The organism is Metamycoplasma salivarium (assembly GCF_900660445.2).
GTDB classification, from domain to species: Bacteria; Bacillota_I; Bacilli_A; order Mycoplasmatales; family Metamycoplasmataceae; genus Metamycoplasma; species Metamycoplasma salivarium.
On the sequence record NZ_LR214938.2, the window covers coordinates 276030 to 296789 of the forward strand.

Annotated in this window: 13 protein-coding genes and 1 tRNA gene; 8 read left to right on the forward strand and 6 right to left on the reverse strand. The window is 27.8% G+C overall.

What is annotated here, in order from left to right:
* Positions 1-12 precede the first annotated feature (12 nt).
* Positions 13-2628 carry a preprotein translocase subunit SecA gene (gene secA / locus EXC60_RS01360; protein ID WP_024544109.1) on the forward strand — a complete coding sequence of 872 codons (2616 nt, stop codon included), beginning with the start codon at positions 13-15 and terminating at the stop codon, positions 2626-2628.
* A gap of 46 nt (positions 2629-2674) precedes the next feature.
* On the opposite strand, the gene EXC60_RS01365 is transcribed toward secA, so the two are convergent.
* Positions 2675-3469 carry a dimethylarginine dimethylaminohydrolase family protein gene (locus tag EXC60_RS01365; protein ID WP_029670590.1) on the reverse strand — a complete coding sequence of 265 codons (795 nt, stop codon included), beginning with the start codon at positions 3467-3469 and terminating at the stop codon, positions 2675-2677.
* Positions 3470-3747: 278 nt separating this feature from the next.
* Here EXC60_RS01365 and parE point away from each other — a divergent pair, with 278 nt between their 5' ends.
* The 6 genes from parE (at position 3748) to EXC60_RS06295 (ending at position 13752) form a co-directional block, all read left to right on the forward strand.
* The gene (gene parE, locus EXC60_RS01370; RefSeq protein ID WP_029670589.1) at positions 3748-5664 is read left to right on the forward strand and encodes a DNA topoisomerase IV subunit B; all 1917 of its coding nucleotides are present in this window, start codon (positions 3748-3750) and stop codon (positions 5662-5664) included.
* 12 nt (positions 5665-5676) lie between these two features.
* Positions 5677-8625 carry a DNA topoisomerase (ATP-hydrolyzing) gene (locus EXC60_RS06280; RefSeq protein ID WP_024544106.1) on the forward strand — a complete coding sequence of 983 codons (2949 nt, stop codon included), beginning with the start codon at positions 5677-5679 and terminating at the stop codon, positions 8623-8625.
* Between the two features lie 282 nt (positions 8626-8907).
* Entirely contained in the window at positions 8908-10302 is a 1395-nt protein-coding gene (locus EXC60_RS06285) for a Sapep family Mn(2+)-dependent dipeptidase (protein WP_024544105.1), read from the forward strand.
* 20 nt (positions 10303-10322) lie between these two features.
* Positions 10323-10398: transfer RNA gene (locus tag EXC60_RS01385), tRNA-Arg, on the forward strand.
* 92 nt (positions 10399-10490) lie between these two features.
* Complete coding sequence (locus EXC60_RS06290) at positions 10491-11834, forward strand: putative cysteine peptidase (RefSeq protein WP_024544104.1); 1344 nt, start codon at positions 10491-10493, stop codon at positions 11832-11834.
* A 184-nt stretch (positions 11835-12018) separates the two neighbouring features.
* Complete coding sequence (locus EXC60_RS06295) at positions 12019-13752, forward strand: APC family permease (RefSeq protein ID WP_024544103.1); 1734 nt, start codon at positions 12019-12021, stop codon at positions 13750-13752.
* 131 nt (positions 13753-13883) lie between these two features.
* Here EXC60_RS06295 and hinT read toward each other — a convergent pair whose 3' ends face one another.
* From hinT to EXC60_RS06305, 3 genes are read right to left on the reverse strand one after another with little or no spacing between them, the layout of a single operon-like run.
* The gene (gene hinT, locus EXC60_RS01400; RefSeq protein ID WP_024544102.1) at positions 13884-14210 is read right to left on the reverse strand and encodes a histidine triad protein HinT; all 327 of its coding nucleotides are present in this window, start codon (positions 14208-14210) and stop codon (positions 13884-13886) included.
* Between the two features lie 4 nt (positions 14211-14214).
* Positions 14215-16023 carry a HinT-interacting membrane complex lipoprotein P60 gene (locus EXC60_RS06300; RefSeq protein WP_024544101.1) on the reverse strand — a complete coding sequence of 603 codons (1809 nt, stop codon included), beginning with the start codon at positions 16021-16023 and terminating at the stop codon, positions 14215-14217.
* 14 nt (positions 16024-16037) lie between these two features.
* Entirely contained in the window at positions 16038-18335 is a 2298-nt protein-coding gene (locus tag EXC60_RS06305; RefSeq protein ID WP_024544100.1) for a HinT-interacting membrane complex protein P80, read from the reverse strand.
* Between the two features lie 198 nt (positions 18336-18533).
* Here EXC60_RS06305 and EXC60_RS06310 point away from each other — a divergent pair, with 198 nt between their 5' ends.
* A complete protein-coding gene (locus EXC60_RS06310) occupies positions 18534-19361 on the forward strand; it encodes a hypothetical protein (RefSeq protein ID WP_024544099.1) in 828 nt (275 codons plus the stop codon).
* A gap of 49 nt (positions 19362-19410) precedes the next feature.
* Here the strand turns inward: EXC60_RS06310 and EXC60_RS06315 are convergent, their stop codons facing one another.
* Complete coding sequence (locus EXC60_RS06315; protein WP_024544098.1) at positions 19411-19725, reverse strand: hypothetical protein; 315 nt, start codon at positions 19723-19725, stop codon at positions 19411-19413.
* 64 nt (positions 19726-19789) lie between these two features.
* Positions 19790-20758, reverse strand: coding sequence for an ABC transporter ATP-binding protein (locus tag EXC60_RS01425; RefSeq protein ID WP_024544097.1), 969 nt, complete (start codon positions 20756-20758; stop codon positions 19790-19792).
* Positions 20759-20760: the final 2 nt, after the last annotated feature.

Here is a 20760-nt window from a genome sequence, read left to right on the forward strand (position 1 = left end):
CAATAGATAAGTATGAAAAAATTTAGTTTTGAAATTAAATCAACTGAAATGCGTATTGCTGAAGCAACACTTAAAAAAATTAATCGTTGAGAAGAAAAAATTGCAGCATTAAGTGATGAAGAACTTAAGAAAAAAACCAATGAATTTAGGCAAAGATATAATACTGGTGAATCTCATGATTCTTTAAGGCCTGAAGTTTTTGCAGTTGCTAGAGAAGCAACAAGAAGGGTATTACAAAAACGTCCTTTTGATGTTCAAATGATTGGTGGAGTTATCTTAGATTTAGGTTCTGTTGCTGAAATGAAAACTGGTGAAGGTAAAACTATTACCTCAATAGCACCAGTTTATTTAAATTCAATCACTGGAAGTTGTGTCATTATTTCAACAGTTAATGAATATTTAGCACAACGTGATGCTGAAGAAATGGGTCAAGTCTTTAAATGATTAGGTTTAACTGTTGGAATTAATAAAGCTCAAATGGAACCTAATTTAAAAAGAGAAGCTTATGCTTGCGATGTTTTATATTCAGTCCACTCAGAACTTGGATTTGACTATTTAAGAGATAATATGGTTATGGCAAAAGAAGAAAAAGTTCAACGTGGACTTGATTATATTTTGCTTGATGAAGTTGACTCTATTTTAATTGATGAAGCCAAGACTCCTTTAATTATTTCTGGGGGCGATGAAGGTGTTACGTCAGCTTATAATGTTGCTGATTTATTTGTTAGAACCTTAAGCAAAGACGATTATTTTATTGATGAAGAAACTAAATCTGTTTATTTAACTGAAGAAGGCATTGAAAAGGCAAATAAATATTTCAATTTTGAAAACCTATACGATATTCAAAACTCTGAGCTTGTTCATAGAATTCAAAATGCTTTAAGAGCACACAAAGTTATGAAACTTGATGTTGAATATATTGTTAGAGAAGATAAAATAGAACTTGTTGACTCATTTACTGGCCGGATTATGGAAGGTCGTGCTTATTCTGAAGGTTTGCAACAAGCTATTCAAGCAAAAGAACGTGTTGAAATTGAATCAGAAACTAAAACATTAGCAACAATTACCTACCAAAACTTTTTCCGTTTATTTAAAAAAATCTGTGGGATGACTGGTACTGCAAAAACTGAAGAAAATGAATTTATTGAAATTTATAATATGAGAGTTAATGTTGTTCCGACAAATAAACCAATGATCAGGTTTGATGATGAAGATGAAATTTACGTCACAATGAATGCTAAATGAAAGGCAGTTGCCAAAGAAGTTAAAAGAGTTTATGAAAAAGGACAACCAATACTAATTGGAACTGCGCAAGTTGAAGATTCAGAAGTGTTACATGAACTTTTAGTTCAAGAAAGAATTCCTCATACTGTTTTAAATGCAAAACAAGATGCATCTGAAGCTGAAATTATTTCAAGAGCCGGGCAAGTAAAAGCCGTTACTATTGCAACAAATATGGCTGGTCGTGGTACTGACATTAAGCCTTCTAAAGAAGCATTAGAATTAGGTGGACTTTATGTTTTAGGAACCGAAAAAGCTGAATCTAGAAGAATTGATAACCAATTAAAAGGGCGTTCTGGACGTCAAGGAGATGTTGGTTATACTAAATTCTTTTTATCATTAGATGACCAATTAATTTTACGTTTTTCTGTTCAAGACAAATGAAAAGAATATTTCAAAGCTTATGGCGATGATCCAATTGAAGGCAAACAAATAAAAGCAGCATTTTTAAGAGCACAAAAGAAAATTGAAGGATTTAATTTTGATAACCGTAAAAGCGTTTTAAACTTTGATGACGTTATTCGTCAACAACGTGATTTAATTTATGAACAACGTGATTTAATCTTGAATCGTGAAGATTTGGGAACAATAATTAAAAAAATGATTTCAGTTTGTGCAACTAATGTTGTTGAAAATCCTTATTTCTTAAAGAAAAACAATACTTTAGACTTAGAAGGATTTACAAAATATTTAAATGAAAACTGAATGGGGCTTTGCGATTATAAGTTTAAAGAAGAAGATTTAATCAAATTAGATCATGATGATTTAGTTGAATTTATTGCCAAAATGTTTAATAATCAATATGATATTTTGCGTCAAAATATTTTAGAAAAATTTGGTGTTGTGCAACTAACAAATAGTGAAAGAAATATCATTTTAAATGTTTTTGATGGCGCTTGACAAGACCATATTAATGTTATGGACAAATTAAGACGAAGTTCGCATTTGGTTCAATATTCACAAAAAAATCCATACCAAGTTTATACTAATTTGGGTTCTAAAAAATTCAAAGAATTAACTACAAGAATTGCCGTTGAATCAATTGTTAATTTAATGAATAATTATGATGCTATTAAATCATCAAATGCTAATTTTGATTTTCCTTGAGTATCAAATCAAGAAAATGTTGATGCAATTGAAAAAGAAAAACAAAAAATTATGCAATTTATTGAACTTTTATTACAAAGTGAGAAAAATAAATTAGCTTCTGAAGGAAAAACTGAAGAAGAAATCAAAGCATATTTAGAAGAACAAAAAAATGCTCTTTTAGCAGAACTTAAAGTCAAAGTAAATGAAGCAATTAAAGAATCTAATGAAGAGAATTCCAATACTGATTCTAAAAAATAAGGTAACAAAAAATGCTCTCGCCAAGCATTTTTTTGATTTTGTAATTTTAGAACCTTAGTGACAAACAGCTAAGCCCACCATCAAGCTTTTTATATTCTGATGTATCACATGTAATTACTCTATAAATTCCCAAATCTTGAATTTTCTTTAAAGTTTTAGGATATCCATAAGGTACAATTACTGTTTCATTAACTCAAATGCAATTTGCTGCATAAGCTTCATCTTTTTCTACAACAATTTTATTAAAATCATTGAATAAAGGATAGTTTAAAAATTCTCCTGAAATTAACAAATTGTTATGTTCTAAATAATTAACACCAGTTTTTAGATGTAACATTTCTGTCATTGGTACAGGAATACATTTTTTATTTACTTTAGCTAAAATATTTGAAAATTGTCTAATTCCTTCACGATTTGTTCTTTCAGACATTCCAACAAAATAAATATCTCCAACCATCATAACATCACCACCATCTAATGTACCAGGTGATTCAATTTTAAAAATATGTTTTTTGTCAAAAAACTTTTCTAAATAAGGCAACATTTCAACTTTTTCACCATTTCTAGATTTAGCACCAGGATTTGACAAAATTGCAATTTCTCCAGTCACAATAACTGCAGTATCTTCTACAAAACATGAGTCAGGAAATTTTTCGTTTTTAGGGCAAACTGTTACATTAACATTACAACTTTTTAATGCTTCAATGTATGCAGCATGTTGCTTTAACGCAAGTTCGTAATTTGGTTTGCCAAGTTCTGGTGCTGAAGTTATTCCATCAACCATAGAAGCAGCAGGTGCTTTAACAATTACATTTTTGAATTTATTTTTTAATAATTCCACTAAATTCTCCTTAAATTAAGAGTCACATTTTTTTACTATGACTCTACCTTAATTTTAGTTTATTTATTGAACGTAATAAGAAAAATTATCGATTGTGTCTTAAATGAAATACATTTTTATGTTTTACTTAATCTTTTGAACGAAATTTTGCTCTAATTAATAAATTAATTATCCAAAAATATTTTTGGAAAAAGCATATTAACTTTAAATTTCATAAATATTTTAATATTTATGTTTTTTACTTTTTTTAGGTAAAAAATCATTTATAATCTTTAATTATGTCAAATTATGAAGCAAAAGATTTAAAGGTTTTAAAAGGACTTACCGCAGTTAGAAAACGTCCTGGGATGTACATTGGATCAACTGATTCAACTGGTTTACATCACTTAGTTTGAGAAATTGTTGATAATGCATTAGATGAAGCATTAGCTGGATATGCAACTGAAATTAAAGTCACATTAAAAGAAGATGGCTCATGTATTGTTGAAGATAATGGTCGGGGAATTCCAGTTGATAAACACTCTGGTGGGAAAACTGGTGTTGAACTTGTTTTTACCGAACTACATGCTGGTGGTAAATTTGATGAAGGAGTTTATAAAACAAGTGGTGGACTTCATGGTGTTGGTTCATCTGTTGCTAATGCTTTAAGCACCAAATTAATTGCAACAGTTTATCGTAACAAAGAAGAATATGTGACTGAATTTGAGCAAGATACAATCACTCAAAGAACACATATTGTAGGACATACAACCAAAAGAGGAACAAAGGTTCAATTTTGGCCTGATCCATTAATATTTAAAAAAGCTAAATTTTCAAGCGATATTGTTAAAGAAAAATTACGTGAATCAAGTTTCTTAATTCCTAATTTAAAAATCCATTTTTATAGTGAAATTACTAACGAAAGAGTTATTTTTGAAGCTGAAGAAGGAATTAAAGAATACATTAAATTTATTGGAGAAGGTACAACATTTTTAACTTCAGTATTTCATGCTAAAGGTATGAGCCATAAAATTGAAATTGATATTGCTTTAGTTTATACTGATAACTATAATGAATCTATTTTTAGTTTTGTTAACAATGTTAAAACACGTGATGGTGGAACACATGAAACTGCTTTTAAATCTGCTTTAACTAAGACAATTAATGATTTTGCTGCAAAAAATAATATTTTAAAAAATAAAGCTACTTTTGATGGTAACGATATAAGAGAAGGATTAATTGCAATAATTTCTCTAAAAATTCCTGAATCTATTTTGGAATTTGTTGGTCAAACAAAAGACAAATTAGGAACTCCTGAAGCTAGAGAAGCAGTTGAAGAATTTTTTTCTGAACAATTTTCTTTCTATTTAAATGAAAACAAAAAAGAAGCTGATTTAATTCTTACAAAAATTAAAAAAGCATATGATGCAAGAATTGCTGCAAGAAATGCAAGAAATGAAGTTAGAAAAGTTAAAACTAAACTTGAAGGTAAAAAGATTTTATCTGGAAAATTAACTCCTGCACAATCAAAAGATCCAAAAGCTAGAGAACTATTTTTAGTAGAAGGCGATTCTGCTGGCGGCTCTGCTAAAATGGGTCGTGACCGTATCACTCAAGCAATTTTGCCTTTACGTGGAAAGGTAATAAATACTGCCAAAGCAAAATTAGTTGATATTTTGGGTAATGAAGAAATTGCAACAATTATTAACACAATTGGTGCTGGTATCCAAAGTAATTTTAATGTTGAAAAATCTCAATATGGCAAGGTTATTATAATGACTGATGCTGATACTGATGGAGCACATATCCAAGTTTTACTTTTAACATTTTTCTACCGTTATATGAGGCAAATGATTGAAAAAGGTATGGTTTATATTGCCTTACCTCCTTTATATAAAGTTACAGTTAAATCTGCAAAAAATAAAGATATTTATGTTTGAGATGAAGAAGAGCTAAAAGAAGTTACTTCAAAATATACAAACTATGAAATTCAACGTTATAAAGGGCTTGGCGAAATGAATGCTGATCAACTTTGAGAAACAACAATGAATCCGCAAACCCGTTCAATTATTAAAGTTAGAATTGATGATGAAGCATTAACCGAAAGAAATGTTAATACATTAATGAGTGATGATATTGTTGGACGGAAAAATTGAATTAATACATATGTTGATTTTTCAACTGAAGATGATTTCACAATTGAGGAAAAGAAATAGAAAGGAGGAAATATGTCAAAAAAATCTGAAGAATCAAGAAAACAAGAAATTGATTTGTTTATCGATAACATCATTGAAAAATCAATGGTTGACATTATGAGTGACCGTTTTGGAAGATATTCAAAATATATTATCCAACAACGTGCTATTCCAGATGCTAGAGATGGTCTTAAGCCTGTTCAACGTCGGATTTTATTTTCAATGTGAAATTTGCATTTAAAAAATAATCAACCTTTCAAAAAATCTGCAAGAATTGTTGGCGATGTTATTGGCCGTTATCACCCACATGGTGATAGTTCAATTTATGAAGCTTTAGTTAGAATGTGTCAAGAATGAAAATCTAACTATCCTCTTGTTGAAATGCATGGTAATAAGGGATCAATTGATGATGACCCTGCTGCTGCTATGCGTTATACAGAATCTAGACTTGAAAAAATTTCTGAACTTTTATTAAGTGATTTAGATCGTAAAGTGGTTCCAATGGCACCTAATTTTGATGATAGTGAATATGAACCTATCGTTTTGCCATCTCTAATTCCTAACTTGTTAATTAATGGTTCAAAAGGTATTGCCGCTGGATTTGCAACAGAAATTCCTCCTCACAATTTAACTGAGATTTTGAATGCAACAATTAAATTAATTAAAAAACCAAATGCATCATTTTCTGAACTTAGAGAAATTGTTAAAGGCCCTGATTTCCCAACTGGTGGAATTATTAATGGAGTTGAAGGAATTACTGAAGCTTTTGAAAATGGCCAAGGTAAAATCATTTTATCTTCAAAATATCACTTTATTTATGATGAAAAAAATAAAGATAAAGTAATTGGTATTGAAATTTATGAAATTCCTTTTGGAATTGTTAAATCAAAACTAGTTGCTGATATTGATGGACTTGTTTTAGATAAAAATATTAATGGTGTTAAAGAAGTTAGAGATCAATCAAATCGTGAAGGAATTTCTATTTATTTAGAATTAGATGATGATGCTAACCCTGAAGCTATTATTAATTATTTAATGACTAAAACTGAACTTAGAATAAGTTATAACTACAATATGGTAGCAATATATGAAAATTCTCCAAAATTAATGAATTTAGAAATGTTTCTACATGCTTATTTAAACCACTTAAAAGAAATTAACCGCAAAGGTATTGAGTTTGATTTAGCAAAACATAAAATTAGACTTGAGATTGTTGAAGGTTTTATTAAAGTTGCTGAAATAAGCGATGAAGTTATTAAAGTTATAAAAGCTAGTGATAATTCTAAAAAAGGTGTTATTTTAGCATTGCAACAACATTTTGGATTTACTGAACTTCAAGCAACTGCAATTGCTGAACTTAGATTATATAAACTTTCTAGAATGGACCAACTAGAATATCAAAATGAAAAAATTTCATTAGAAGAATTAATTGCAAGATGCAATTTATTGCTAACTGATGCAAATGAATTTGATAAATTTTTAATTAGCCAATTAAAACAAATTGATAAAGATTATGGTAAACCTAGAAAAACCGAAATTTCTGAAGAAAAAATTACTAAAAACGTAAACACTAAATTATTAGCTAAAAATGAAGATTTCTATTTCTTTATTTCAGAACAAGGTTATATTAAAAGAATTTCTAAAAAGATTAAAAATGCAAATGAATTTAACACTTATAAATTAAAAGAAAGTGATGCTATTTTCTATTTTGATAAGATAAACTCACTTTCAAAACTAATTTTCTTCACCAATCTAGGTAACTATTTTGTTTTAGACGCACACACTTTAAAAGAATGTGGTTGAAAAGATTTAGGAACGCACGTTTCTTCTTTAGTAGCATTGGATAATGACGAAAAAATTATTAGAATTATGGAAGCTGTTTCATTTAAAACTTATGTTAATTTAGTTATGGTTACCAAACATGGTATGGCTAAAAAAATGAGTTTAACTGATTTTGAAGATCGTCAAGTCGCTCGCAAAAGAAGTTGCTTCCCATTAAAACAAGATGACAAATTAGTTGACGTTAAAATTTCAAATGACGAAAAAAGAATTTTAATTCTATTAACAGGTGGAATTTATTATTTCTTTGATGACAAAATCATCCCAGAATATTCTTCAAAAGCCGCTGGCATTTCACTATTAAAATTGCCTGAAGATATTTATGTTGAAGCATTTAACACTATTCGCCCTACACAAGATAGAGTGATAATTTACACCAACAAAGGCCAATTTAAGAAAGTTAAATCAGTTAATATTAAACCTGTAAGTAGAGGTTCTAGACCTAAAATATTCTATTACCCTACAAAATCTATTCAATCAGAAATTGTTGGCATTGAACCTATTACCAAAGAATTAATCTATTATTACACTGATGCTAATAATGAGCCTACTGAATTTGAATATAAAAAAGGTTTGAACTTTACAAATTTACAAGAAATGCTTTCAAATGTTAGAATTAAAAATTCTAATAATATAGGTTATTTAATTCAACCTTATAAAATTAAAGAATTAGTTGAAGAACCTATCGAAAAACGTGAAGAAATTAACAAACAATATGAAGAAAATGCTAATTTAGATTTAACTTTAAGTGTTGAAACAACAATCTTCAAACACAATTATTCAAATCCAAATGAAGTTTATGAACAAATTGCTGAAAGAAAACTAAATAGAGAAAACAATAAAGACATCACAAGAACTAAAACTATTGAAGAAAACATCAAATTATTTGATGAATTCGAAGATAAATCTCTAGATAATAAACAACAAGATGAAAACGAAGAAGTTGATGTTGATTTAACTAAAACTTTTGAAGCTGCAATTGATGTTGGAAAAATTTACAGTAAAAAAGAAAAGAAAGAAAAAGATAATACCCCTGTAACTAAAGAAAGCGTTGATAAAAAGATTGCGGAGATGGAAAAATTAGATTTAGATTCAATCTTAAATACTGATGATTTTAAGATTTGGAGAAAAAATAAAAAATAACTATATAATTACTTAGCATATTTAAATTAATGATTGCATTAAGGACATATCATGAGAAAAGAAATTAGATTAAGAAATAAAAAACGTGCTGAAGAAAGACAAGCTAAATTAGCAAAAGAAAGAGCCAGAGATGCTCGTAGAGCTGCTAAAGCTAATGCAACAAAATAATTTTATTTCAATTACTTATTAAAATTCATAATAGACATGACTTAAGAAGGGTTATGTCTATTATTTTTTATGGTATATAATTTTAATTAATAGACTTTTTATAAGGAATTAGAAATGAAAAAATTAATTAAATATAAACAAACTGCACAAGAGTTTGATGAAATGGTCACAAATATTGCCAAACTTTGTGCAATTCCATCTATCAGTGAATATAAGGAAAATGAACAATATCCATTCGGAATTGAATGTAATCGCGCATTAAATTTTGCTTTAAAACTAGCTTCAGATTTTGGTTTTAAAGTTTATAAAGATCCTAAGAAAATGTATGGATTTGCACAACTTGGAGAAGGCAAAAAAGTTATTGGTATTTTAGCACATTTAGATGTTGTTCCCGAAGGCGATAAAAACCAATGAATTAGTAACGCATTTGAACCTTTAAAAAATAAAAATGAATTATTTGGGCGTGGTAGTTTAGATGATAAAGGGCCTGCAATTATTAATCTTTATGCAATGAAATATATCAAAGACCACAAACTATTAGACAAAAACTTTTCAATTAGATTAATTTTTGGTTTATCTGAAGAAACTGATATGAGATCTATGAAACAATATCTAAAAGATTTTGGTGAACCTGATATTTCATATACTCCTGATGGTGAATGACCTTTAATTTATGCAGAAAAAATGATTTATTGTTTTAATTTATGATTTCCTTCAATTCCTGATTTAGTTTTAGAAGGTGGGAAAGTAATTAACCAAATTCCTGATTCTTTATATGCATATTATCCAAATATCAAAAATATGCAACCTTTATTTAATAAAGACGAAACTGTTTTCGAAGAAAAAAGAAACATCTTAAAAATAATTGGCAAAAGTGGGCATGGCTCTACGCCTGATAAAGGTGATAATGCAATTATTAAATTTTTCAAGAAATTTGTTGAATTTGCACCAAAACATGTTTTATCTCATCCATTAATTAAGTTTATGAAAGAAAATTTCTTTGAAAATAAATTTGATTTAGCAAATATTTTTCCAAATTACACCGATTTTTCAGGCCCACTAACTGCTAATTTAGGTTTAATTAGAACATTACCAGGTTACATTGTTTTAAGTTTTGATTTAAGGGTTCCAATTTCACATAATAAAGCAGAAATTTTTAGTGATATTAGCAAATATATTGCTAAATTAAACAACAAAATTAACCTTGAACCTACATCTTCAAAACCTTCAAAATATGTTGAGAAAGATAACAAATTAGTAAAAATCTTAATAGACACTTATAATGAAATTACTAAAGAAAATGTCGAACCTATAGCAATAGGTGGTGGAACATATGCAAGGATTTTGAAAAACTGTGTTGCATTTGGTTCAACAAAATATATGCATTTAATGCATGGACCAAATGAATATTTCACATTTGATGAAATGAAAATGTCACTTGAAATTTATGTTAATGCTCTAAATAGATTACAGGATTATTTCAAGCCAGATAATAAAAAGGCAAATTAGTTTATAATTCTTTATGGTTTGGTCGCATAGCTCAGTGGATAGAGCACAAGCCTCCTAAGCTTGGTGTCGCAGGTTCAACTCCTGCTGCGATCGCCATTTTTTTATTTTAACCTAAAAAATAAACCTGTATTTCAGATTTATAATTATTATGTATATCATTTATCGATATACGAATAAGGAGAAATTAGATGAATCTAAAATATGTTGTTGGTACTTTAGTACCAATATTTAGTTGTCCTTCTATTATTTTATGTTCAGCAAAAACAAATGAATATAATGATGAAAAACAAAAGATTAAAGACTATTGTTTGTGAGATTTTATCAAACTTACTGGTCGACAAGATGCAAAAATTGCAAGTTTCACTAAATTAGAAAATACTGCCATTGGTAATGGCTATTTAGTTGGATATGATAAAGGTGGATATAGTGTGTTTTCAACAAATGGCAAAAAAATATATATGGTTAATCCATACGAAACCTCTTATTCATATTCACTTGTAAAAACAATGCTGAATAATTTTTATAAACCAAAAAATAACATAGTACCGCTTGATAAACCAGCGCCGGGTGATCATAAGCGTCTTCATGATTGAAATTATAGTGAATTTTCCAAACAAAAATTGATCAATGCTCAAAATGCAAAACCTAATGAATTTAAGAAATTAAATATTCATCCATCAAAAAATGGATTTATATATGCAGATTATGAAGTAAAACATTCATGATGATTTAAGTCTATTAGTAGCAATAATTATGGTATAAATTCTACAGAATACACATATCATAAAGGTGATGAATACTATAATAATTTTTGAAAAAAATATCCAAGTTATTATACTAAATCTGGATTTTATAAAAAAACAGCTGATGGTGGAATATGTGGATATGTTGCTATGAATATGCTAATTCAATACAATGAACTTTTTAAAGGCAATGGATATATATCAGATGAAGAATATGATATGTTTTACCATTTTAAAAAAGAATATAGAAATAATATTTCTGATTATACACATAAGACAATTTCTAATTATATTGTTCCTGATCTTGATCCTTATTTTATGAATTACTTATATCAAAAAACATGATTTGGTGATGGTGTAGGTAGAATTTGGGAATACAAATATATTGGTGAATCAATTTTGAGAGACAAGTGAAAAAGATCCGAAATTAATTATAGATATTGAACAAGTAGTTGAGTTTATGCAAAACATACAATTAATGAATGAATTAGATATTATAGCACACCATTAGTTACAGGTGGTGATTATGGATACCTTGACTCTACTACTAAAGAATATGGTGGACATGTTATTGCTGCATATGGTTGTTATAATGATGGAAGATTTTTAGCAAACTTTGGTTGAAGTAAAAATTATTTGCAAGTAATACTTCAACCCGTATTATCAGATCAAAATGTTGCAATAGCACATTGAACTGGCAAAAAAGTAAAGAAAGCTTTTAATTGACAAAATAATTTATATGATGGAAAGGAAATGACGGATATTCTTACACAAAATGATTTAATTTAAATCTAAAATCTAAGCAATCCTAAAAATGCAACAATATTAGTAATTTTTTCTAAAAGTTGCAACTCAAAATATTAGCAAAATGATTTATAATTATATAGATATATCTTTTAGGGGATTATTTTTTAATGATAATTGATATATCATGTTTTAAATATTAATATTTAAATCTTTTTGAAAGGAAAAAATGAGCGACGAAAAATTAGTTGCTAACCCAAGCGCTAAGAAGAAAATTAGCTTTTTCTCAGCTATTCTTATCGTTTTAGGTGGCTCAATCGGTGCTGGAATTTTTCTAAGGTCTAAAGCTGTCCTTAATTCTTCTGGTGGTAACCTAATTTGAGCTATCATTGTATGACTAATTGCTGGTTTTGCAGTTGTTACAATGGCTTTAGGTCTAGTTGAAGTTGCATCAGGACGTAATGATAACCTAGGTATGATAGGTTGAGCTAAAGCCTTTAACACTTTAAAGATTTACAAAGCTGTTAAATTCTTTATGACTTACTTATATCTACCATTTACCTACTTCTTTATGCCTTACTATGTTATTGTTCAATTCCAAGATGGATTTGGAGCATTTGGTGTTAATATAGCATTTGGTGCAACATGAGATAGCGTAGCTAATGCATGAGTTCATGGTGCAGTAAGTAAAGCTGCTCCTTGATTGTACTTCTTAATCGGATTAGGATTAACAGTATGAATGATTTTCTCAGCAGGTATTTCATCACGTGCTGGTAATATTCAAAACTGAATTGTTACAGCTGTTAAATTTATACCTTTAGTAGCAGTAACAGTTATTGGTTTTGTATACTTTGGAAAACAAATCGGAAATGGAATTGTTAACCCAGAAAAACCTTCTGCAGAACAAATTAAATATCTAGACTTAGTTACAAAACTAAATCTATTTGATAAAACTTCAAATTCATTCTTAGGTTTATCACCATTCTTAGGAGTGTTTAGTGCATTAGGTGCTATCTTCTTTGCATTTGATGGTTTCTATGTAACTGCTGGTGTTCAATCAGAAATGAAACACCCTGAAAAAACTCCTGCTGCTTTAACTATTGGCCTATTTTCAATGACATTTATTTACATAATAATTGCCGTTGCTATGACCTTAGGTGCAGGTAATGGTGGTTTCTATGCATTTGGAGACAAATTAGCTAACGATAAAGTTGGTTGAGTATTTGGTATTGTTAATATTTGCATCGCAATTGGTATCATTGGTATTCTAAATGGATTTACTATGTGAGCATCAAGATGAATAGAAGACTTAATCAAAGAAGGTGAAATTTGAGTTCCTACTCGTGTATACAAATACATGAAGAATTCAAAAATGCCTATTGTCGGATCACTATATGTTCTATTCTTATCACTACCATTTATGATCATCTTCACCGCAATTGGTGCATATGCATATATTCCAATTTGAGATGAAGGAGTTTACGGATATCAAATCGCACAACTTCTATCATTCTCAGACCTAATGGCTAACTGAATGGCAATCTTTGCGTTTGCATTTATTTCATTGTCAATTGTTGGTGCATTACAAAACAGAAAGAAACACTTTATTGCTGTTACAGAAAATAAACATACTAAATGAGCTGGTTTAACTGCAGTTGTTATCATCCTAACTGTTATGGGATTCTACGTACTAGACCCATTTGTAAGTTTAGGACTAAGCATTGCACATAAATCTCAATCAGACATTATTTCATATTCATGTACTTCAGCATTATTTATTATCTTCTGTCTAATTTCATTCTTGGGTGGAACATTTGAAAAAATGGTTGCAGACAAGAGACAAGCTAAATATGCTAAATTATTAGCTTCATCAACATTGTCAGCTAAAGAACGTGAAGAAATTATGATTGGTAAAGAATTAAATGACTTAATTCTAAAAACCTATGCAGAAGCACGTAAATAACTAGAAAGATGTTCATTTTTAAAAAGTCGGTTGCTAACCGGCTTTTCTTTTTTTGAATTTATTCAAAAATTTAAAATATGGTAAATAAAAAGCTAGAACTTATATATTGTTTTCTAGCTTAATTATTTTATTTAATCATCATAATATGGAATGATATGAACATGTGTTCTAAAGATTTCTTGTCCAGCAGCAATACCACTATTAATTTCTAATCTAAATCCTTTAGCATTTAGTTTTTCAATTTGGCTTAATGCTAATTTTCTAGCAGTTAGAATTAAGTTTATTAAATCATCATCTTCAATATCAAATAGGTTTTCTGAAAATTCTTTTGATACTACAAGAAAATGACCTTTGGTATGTGGATTTATATCTAAGAAAGCAATTGTCTTATCATCTTCATAAATGATTGTTGAAGGTATTTCACGATCTATAATTCTCTGAAAAATATCTTTTTGCATAAATTTATAATATTCCTATCTGTCTTAACATATCTCTAATTTCGGTATGTAAGTTTGTTTCATTGATACTATATAATTTTAACTCTTTGTAATATAACATAGCTTTTTTAAAATAATCTTTTTCATTTAAAAACATAATGTTATAAGCAATCCTTGATTTTTGTTCTGCATCTGATCAGGGGGTTCCATCTAAAGTTAGCTTTTTAACATCTTTTGAAATTTCAGAATATAAAGGAGAAATTTTTGAAACAAATTTACCAACAAATTCTTTTTGATCTTTAACTAAATTAACGGTCTTTGGAAATTGTGATAAAGGCATTTCTAATGGATTATCTTTGTGTTCATCTTTTCATTTGTTATTATCTGATTTCAAACGGGTTTGAAATTCATAATAATTTCTTTTACCTAATTTATTGGTTGATAATTTTCATTCAACTACAACATCACCTATTTTATTAGAATCATGTTTAATTCTATTTACTTCATAAGTTACAGTAATTTCATCTTCTTTAGTGGTAGGCTTACCATTTTCATCAACTTTTTTAATCTTGAATTTCGCTTCAAATTTATCATCTTTAAATGTTGCATCTTCAAATTTGTTTGCAGTTTCATTTCAGTATTGCAATGTTAAATGTTTGTTTTCAATTTTTTTAATTGTGCCATTTTTAACACCATCAATATATTCATCTTTAATTTTGGCTATAGGACGTTTTTTCATAACTTCCATTAAATCACCAAATGCAAATTCATTAGGGCCATAAATTTTATTAGTTGTTGGATCAATAAAACCAAAGATTGGTGATTTTTGATCTTTTATAGCACTAATTGATGTTTCCATATCACGTCCAGAAAAACCTGAATTTTTAATAACACCTTTATATGCTTTTAAAGTTTCCCCAATATCTTTATTATTTTCTTTAATTCCTGTGCTTAATAGAGTAGATTCTTTTTCTCATTCTTGAACAGGATCATTATGTTTATATTGTGGTGCTTCGTCTGGATTATAATCAGCTAAATCATTATATTGTTTTGCTGTTCTAATTCTCCCTTGAGTTCATCTAAGTTCAATATTACGATTGTCAGTAAAATTTCAGCTTTGAACAATAGGGTCATTCATTAAGGCTTCTATTAAATATAAATCATCACCTTTTCAATTTAAAGCATTATGTAATTCTTTTTGAGTATCAGTCATACTCTTTTTATCTGTTTTTAATGCTTTTTTAACTTTATCTTCACCATCACTATCGTTAGCAATATTTTTAAGTTCAGTTCTCGATTTAATTAAATAGTTATAAATAACTAATAATTTTTCAATATCTAAACGAATATTTGTATTTAAAACATCAGCATTTTGAAGAATAAATTTTAGTTGTTCGTCTGTAGGAACATTATTAGGAGCAGGTGAGAAAGAAGTTACATCTATTTTCAATTCAGCAAATATGTTTCTTAATTTGCTAAAAAATTGTCAATCAGTTGCAAGTTTTTTTCTTGCATATACTTTAAAAATCTTTAGAAAATCTTTTCAAAGTTCACTTGAAGAGTTTAATAATGCTTCTTTAACTCTATCTTTTGGATTAGTTTGTGCAGAAGTAGCATATTTTGAAACATCTTCATTATAAATTTGATTTAAAATTCCGCTTGTTAAATCAAGCATAACTTGATTTTGAGTTAATTGTTTTTTAATTAATGACTTTTGGTAACCAGAATTATTTGAATTTGAATTATTTTTGCATGCAGCAGCAATTATAGGCAATGTAGCTAAAGGAGCTAACACTAGTGATGCTGATAATAATTTCTTATTTAATTTTCTCATATATAGTCCTTTATCTAATTTTTATTAATAAAATCTTGAATTGCTTTGTATAAATATTCGACCATACCATCATTCCAATATTTGCTATCATCATGGCCTTCGATATAGAATTTGTTGTTTCCATTTTTCTTAAAGTCAGCAATGATATTGTCATTAATTGATTTTTTAACATATTCAGCAAGTTTATTTGTTTTGTCATCCAATAGTTTTCCACGTGCTACTTCATTTAAAATACTTTCGTAGAATTTAACACTTTCAATAGCTTCATCATTAAATGATTTTTCAACTGAATTTAAGTCTTTATATTTTTGTTCCTTAATGTACTTAATAAAATCATCGTCATTTAGTAATTCTTTAACTTTGAAATCATCAGTAACTATATTTTTGAACATATTTTCAATATCTAAAACAGGTTGAGTATAATCAGGAGAATTTGTTTTAGATTTAATTTCTAAATCTCTTTTAATTAATTTTAAGATGTTATCAATTTTGTGATTTTGATCTGTTAATTTATCATAAACACTTAGTAGCTTAATTCCTGATGAAGTAACTTGAACATAATTACCATTTACTTTAATAATTGAATTAATTTTATTTGAAGTTGCAGATTCACCAAAAACAGATGCAAATACTTTTCCAGCTGCTTTTTCAAATTCATCTTTATCGAGTTCATCAATTCTTTTCTTTAGTAAGTTGTTAAATTTAGCATACTTAGTTGATTCAGCGGTGGTATAGTTAGATTTTGCAATTATTTTGCCATTATCATTAGCACTATTTGTTAAATAAGTGTATAACTCATGATATTGAGAACTTGCATCAGGTGCCTGCTTAAATAAAACTTCCTTGATTATTTTTGTTCTTAAGTCTTTAAATAAATCATCTTTAGTGTGTTCTTGAAATATAGATTTACCATCAGGCGTGTCTGTTTTCATAACCATTGATAATAATGGTAAATAATCTGCGGGATCTTTACCACTAAGTCTATTTTCTAAACTTTGGAACCCATTTGAACCATATTTAGCAGCATTCGAAGATGAAGAAGAAATATTTTTTAATGCTAATTCATCATTTTTAGCAGCTCTTATAGTTTCATCTTTTAAACTTGGGTCATCTAAAATTGGATTTAATCCTTTAAATTTGCTTAGTCTTTCAATACCTAAAGATAAAACATTATTTTCTGCACCATTTGTAGCATCATCATTGTAAACACCAAATTTAAATAATTTTGTAATTTCGTCTTTAGTAACAGTTCAAGGTTTATTTTCATCTTTTAAATTAGGTTTCGCAGCGAGTTGAAATGTAGATGTTAGCAATTGACCTTTTTTAAGTCAAGGTTCTAGGAATCTTCTTCTAATACTTTCACCTGATTTTTTAGCAGGAGTGCTAAGAGGATTTTTTAATGATGAAATATAAGATTTGGTTGTAAACATATTAACCTTATATTCGTCTTTTGTATTAACTTTAAGTTCTGAAGAATCAGCGGCAGGCAAGGTATAGTTTTCATTTTCTTTTGCAAAGAAATCTTGTAAATATAATGTTGAGCCTTTAACAAAATTGCCACCTTCACCATTTGGTTTTAAAGTAACATTTTTCTTTTGCCCATTGTATGTATAAGAAATATCGGAATTAGCAGTAATTCCATTTTTAACTTCAGAATATGTGAAGTCTTTGTTGTATTCAAAAGTATAACGCCTATTAGCATTAGTTTTTAATTTTTCAACTGTTCTATACTCAATTGCATCTGCTTTAGTTTTAGATTTTCCTCATTCAGATTTAGCCATTTCTTCATTTAATTTTTCTTCTCATTTTTTAGAATAACCATATTGTGTTTTTAGTTTTTCTTCTAAATCAGAAAATTCTTTTTGAGCTTTTTTCCTTACATCTTCAATTGAATCTAAAGCAAAATGTTTTTGATCAGCAGGCAATTTGTTTGCATTATAAATAGCTTCATATCAAAGTGAAGCTTCGCGTTCTTGTTCATATAAATATTTAATTAAATGCTTTTGCATTTCAGATGCTAAATGTCTTCTTTCATTAACATTAGAGTCTAATTTCTTAATATCTCCATATTTAACTTGGATTTTGTTTCCATTTGCATCTGTTTGTTCATATAAAACATCTTCATCTTTATAAATTGGATCTGGTGTTGGCAATGCTTTTTGTGCTTGAACAACAGGGACAGTAATTCCAGTTACTATTGCAGCAGTTAAAATAGTACCTCATACACTACCTAAAATAATTTTTTTTCTTTTTGCAGCCTGCTCAGTTGTTAAAACTACTTTAGCTTTTTTTTCTTTTTGTTTAATAGGCATTTTTATCCTCTTTTCTAAAAATAACTTATTTACAATTTTATTAAATAATTAATATATTTTAACATTTTTGCAAATTCTCTCCTTTTTAAATGCATATATATATGTATATAAAGCCAATTTACCAAATAAATATGGCAATTTCTCGCTTGTTGTTATAATAATAAATTAAGAAAATCTAATCTTAGGAGTTTGTTATTTATGAATGAAAATATTGTTTTACCAAAGGGCAAAAAAATGGAAATATTAGAAGAATTTATTACTATTTGTAATGAAAACAAAGTTTGATATTCACTTGATGAAGATAGTTTGCTTTTAGCTTATGCAAAAAATGACTTTAGTGAATATTTAGACAATTTCACTGTGATACTAACTTATGAATCCTATGAACTTTTAAAACAAAAATATCCCCAAAAATTTTTGGATAATTCAAAGCATTCACAATATTTTTCTTTGCAAATAAAATTTATGAATAATATTCAAAACATTTATGAATCTCAACCCTTTTTAGATATTAATTTATTACTACCTACCAAAATAAATAAACTTAATAAATTTATTACTTTTAGAAATAAATTAAAAAGCATCAAATGTGATTATTTATCTTACAATGAGACTAATATTAAAAAAATATCTAACAAAATTTATTGATGAAAATTGTTAGGTCTATATAAAACTTTATCTTATAAAACAATGATTAATGCAATTCATGACGAAAGTTTTGATGGCTATGTTGTAACAAATAAAATTGTTACTAGAAATTGAATTAACAAATGAATTCCTAATGTTTCATTTAAGATAAAAGAAATAGATTTTTTCGGTTTAAAAGTTAAAGCTTTATTTGAATATGAACCCTATTTAAGAAATATTTATGGTAAAGATTTTGAAAATTATATTATTCCTGAACCTAAATATAGACATTTAAATCCAATAGAACTTTGGAATTTAAATGCTTTAGAAAATTCAAACAATACAAAAACTAACGAGATAAAAATTCCTCAAGAAAATATAAAAGAAAGTGAAAAATAAAATCAGGTGTTACTACTTAAACTTATAAGTGTATAACCTGATTTTTTAATTATTCATACAATTTTCTTTTTTTAGAAAGAATTCTTATTAAATGAACAATACCTGTTGTGATTGCTAACAAGAACATAATAATTCAAGTAATAAAGATTAAAACTTGAACAATTCCTGTACTCAATGTTGATGCAGTTTGAACAATTTTGTAAATTGAGTACAAACCAACACCTAATCCAAATCCAGCAAAAAGAATTGTAATTCTTTGTGTTACTTTTGGAAATTCACGTTTAAATGATAAGCAAAAGATAACTAAGTTAAATATTAATGCAGTTAATCCACCAAATAAAAATGTGTAGTCTATTCAATTCATGATAATATTACTCCTTTAAATAAGTAACTAAATTTTACTATTAAAATAGTAAATTAGATAATTTTTATTGATTTGTAACTATTTCATCATCTAATAATGATTTTCTTTTTTGCTCAATAATTTCTTTAATATGACCATTTTCTAATGAAATTACTTTATCAGCTAAAACTGCAATATCAGGGTCATGTGAAACCATAATAATTGTTGCATTATAATCACGATTAATTTGTTGTAACAATTTTAAAACAATATGTCCTGTTTTTTCATCCAAAGCACCAGTTGGTTCATCGGCAACTATAATTTCACTATTTTTAGCAATAGCTCTTAAAATAGAAACACGTTGTTGTTGACCGCCAGACATTTGAGAAGGATATTTATACATACAATTTTCCAAATCAAATTGTTTAAATAAGTCTTTAATATTAAGTCTTTTTTTCTTATCAGCCTGTAGATAAGAGCCTGTTTCTACATTGTCATAACTATTTAAATTTTGAAGTAAGTTATAGTTTTGAAATATAAATGAAATATTTTGACGTCTAAACAAAGTTTGATAACGGTCTGATAAATAAGGCAAGTTAATGTTATTAACAATGACATCACCAGTTGATGGCCTATCCAATGCACTAATTATGTTTAATAATGTTGATTTACCAGAACCTGATTTTCCATATAAAATTGCGATTTCGCCACGTTTAATGCTAAAAGAAATTCCTTTTAAAACTTCTGTTGCAATATTACCCGAAAGATAAGTTTTTCTAACATCTTTAACTTCAACAATCATACCTTCAGAATTTTGCAATAAAGCATGATCATCTTTCTTTCTTGGACTATCATTTGCCTTCCTAACTTTCTTTAAGGTTTTATTATCCAAAATCTTGATATTAACATCATCATCAACAATGCTGTAAGGTTCTTTAGCTTTTGAAAGTCTAGTCCCTAATCCTTCTGTAATTGGAGTTTTTACGACAATGGTTTTTTCAACATTTTTAGATTTTTTTTGCTTTTTTAATTCTTTGTTATCTTTCTTTTCCATTA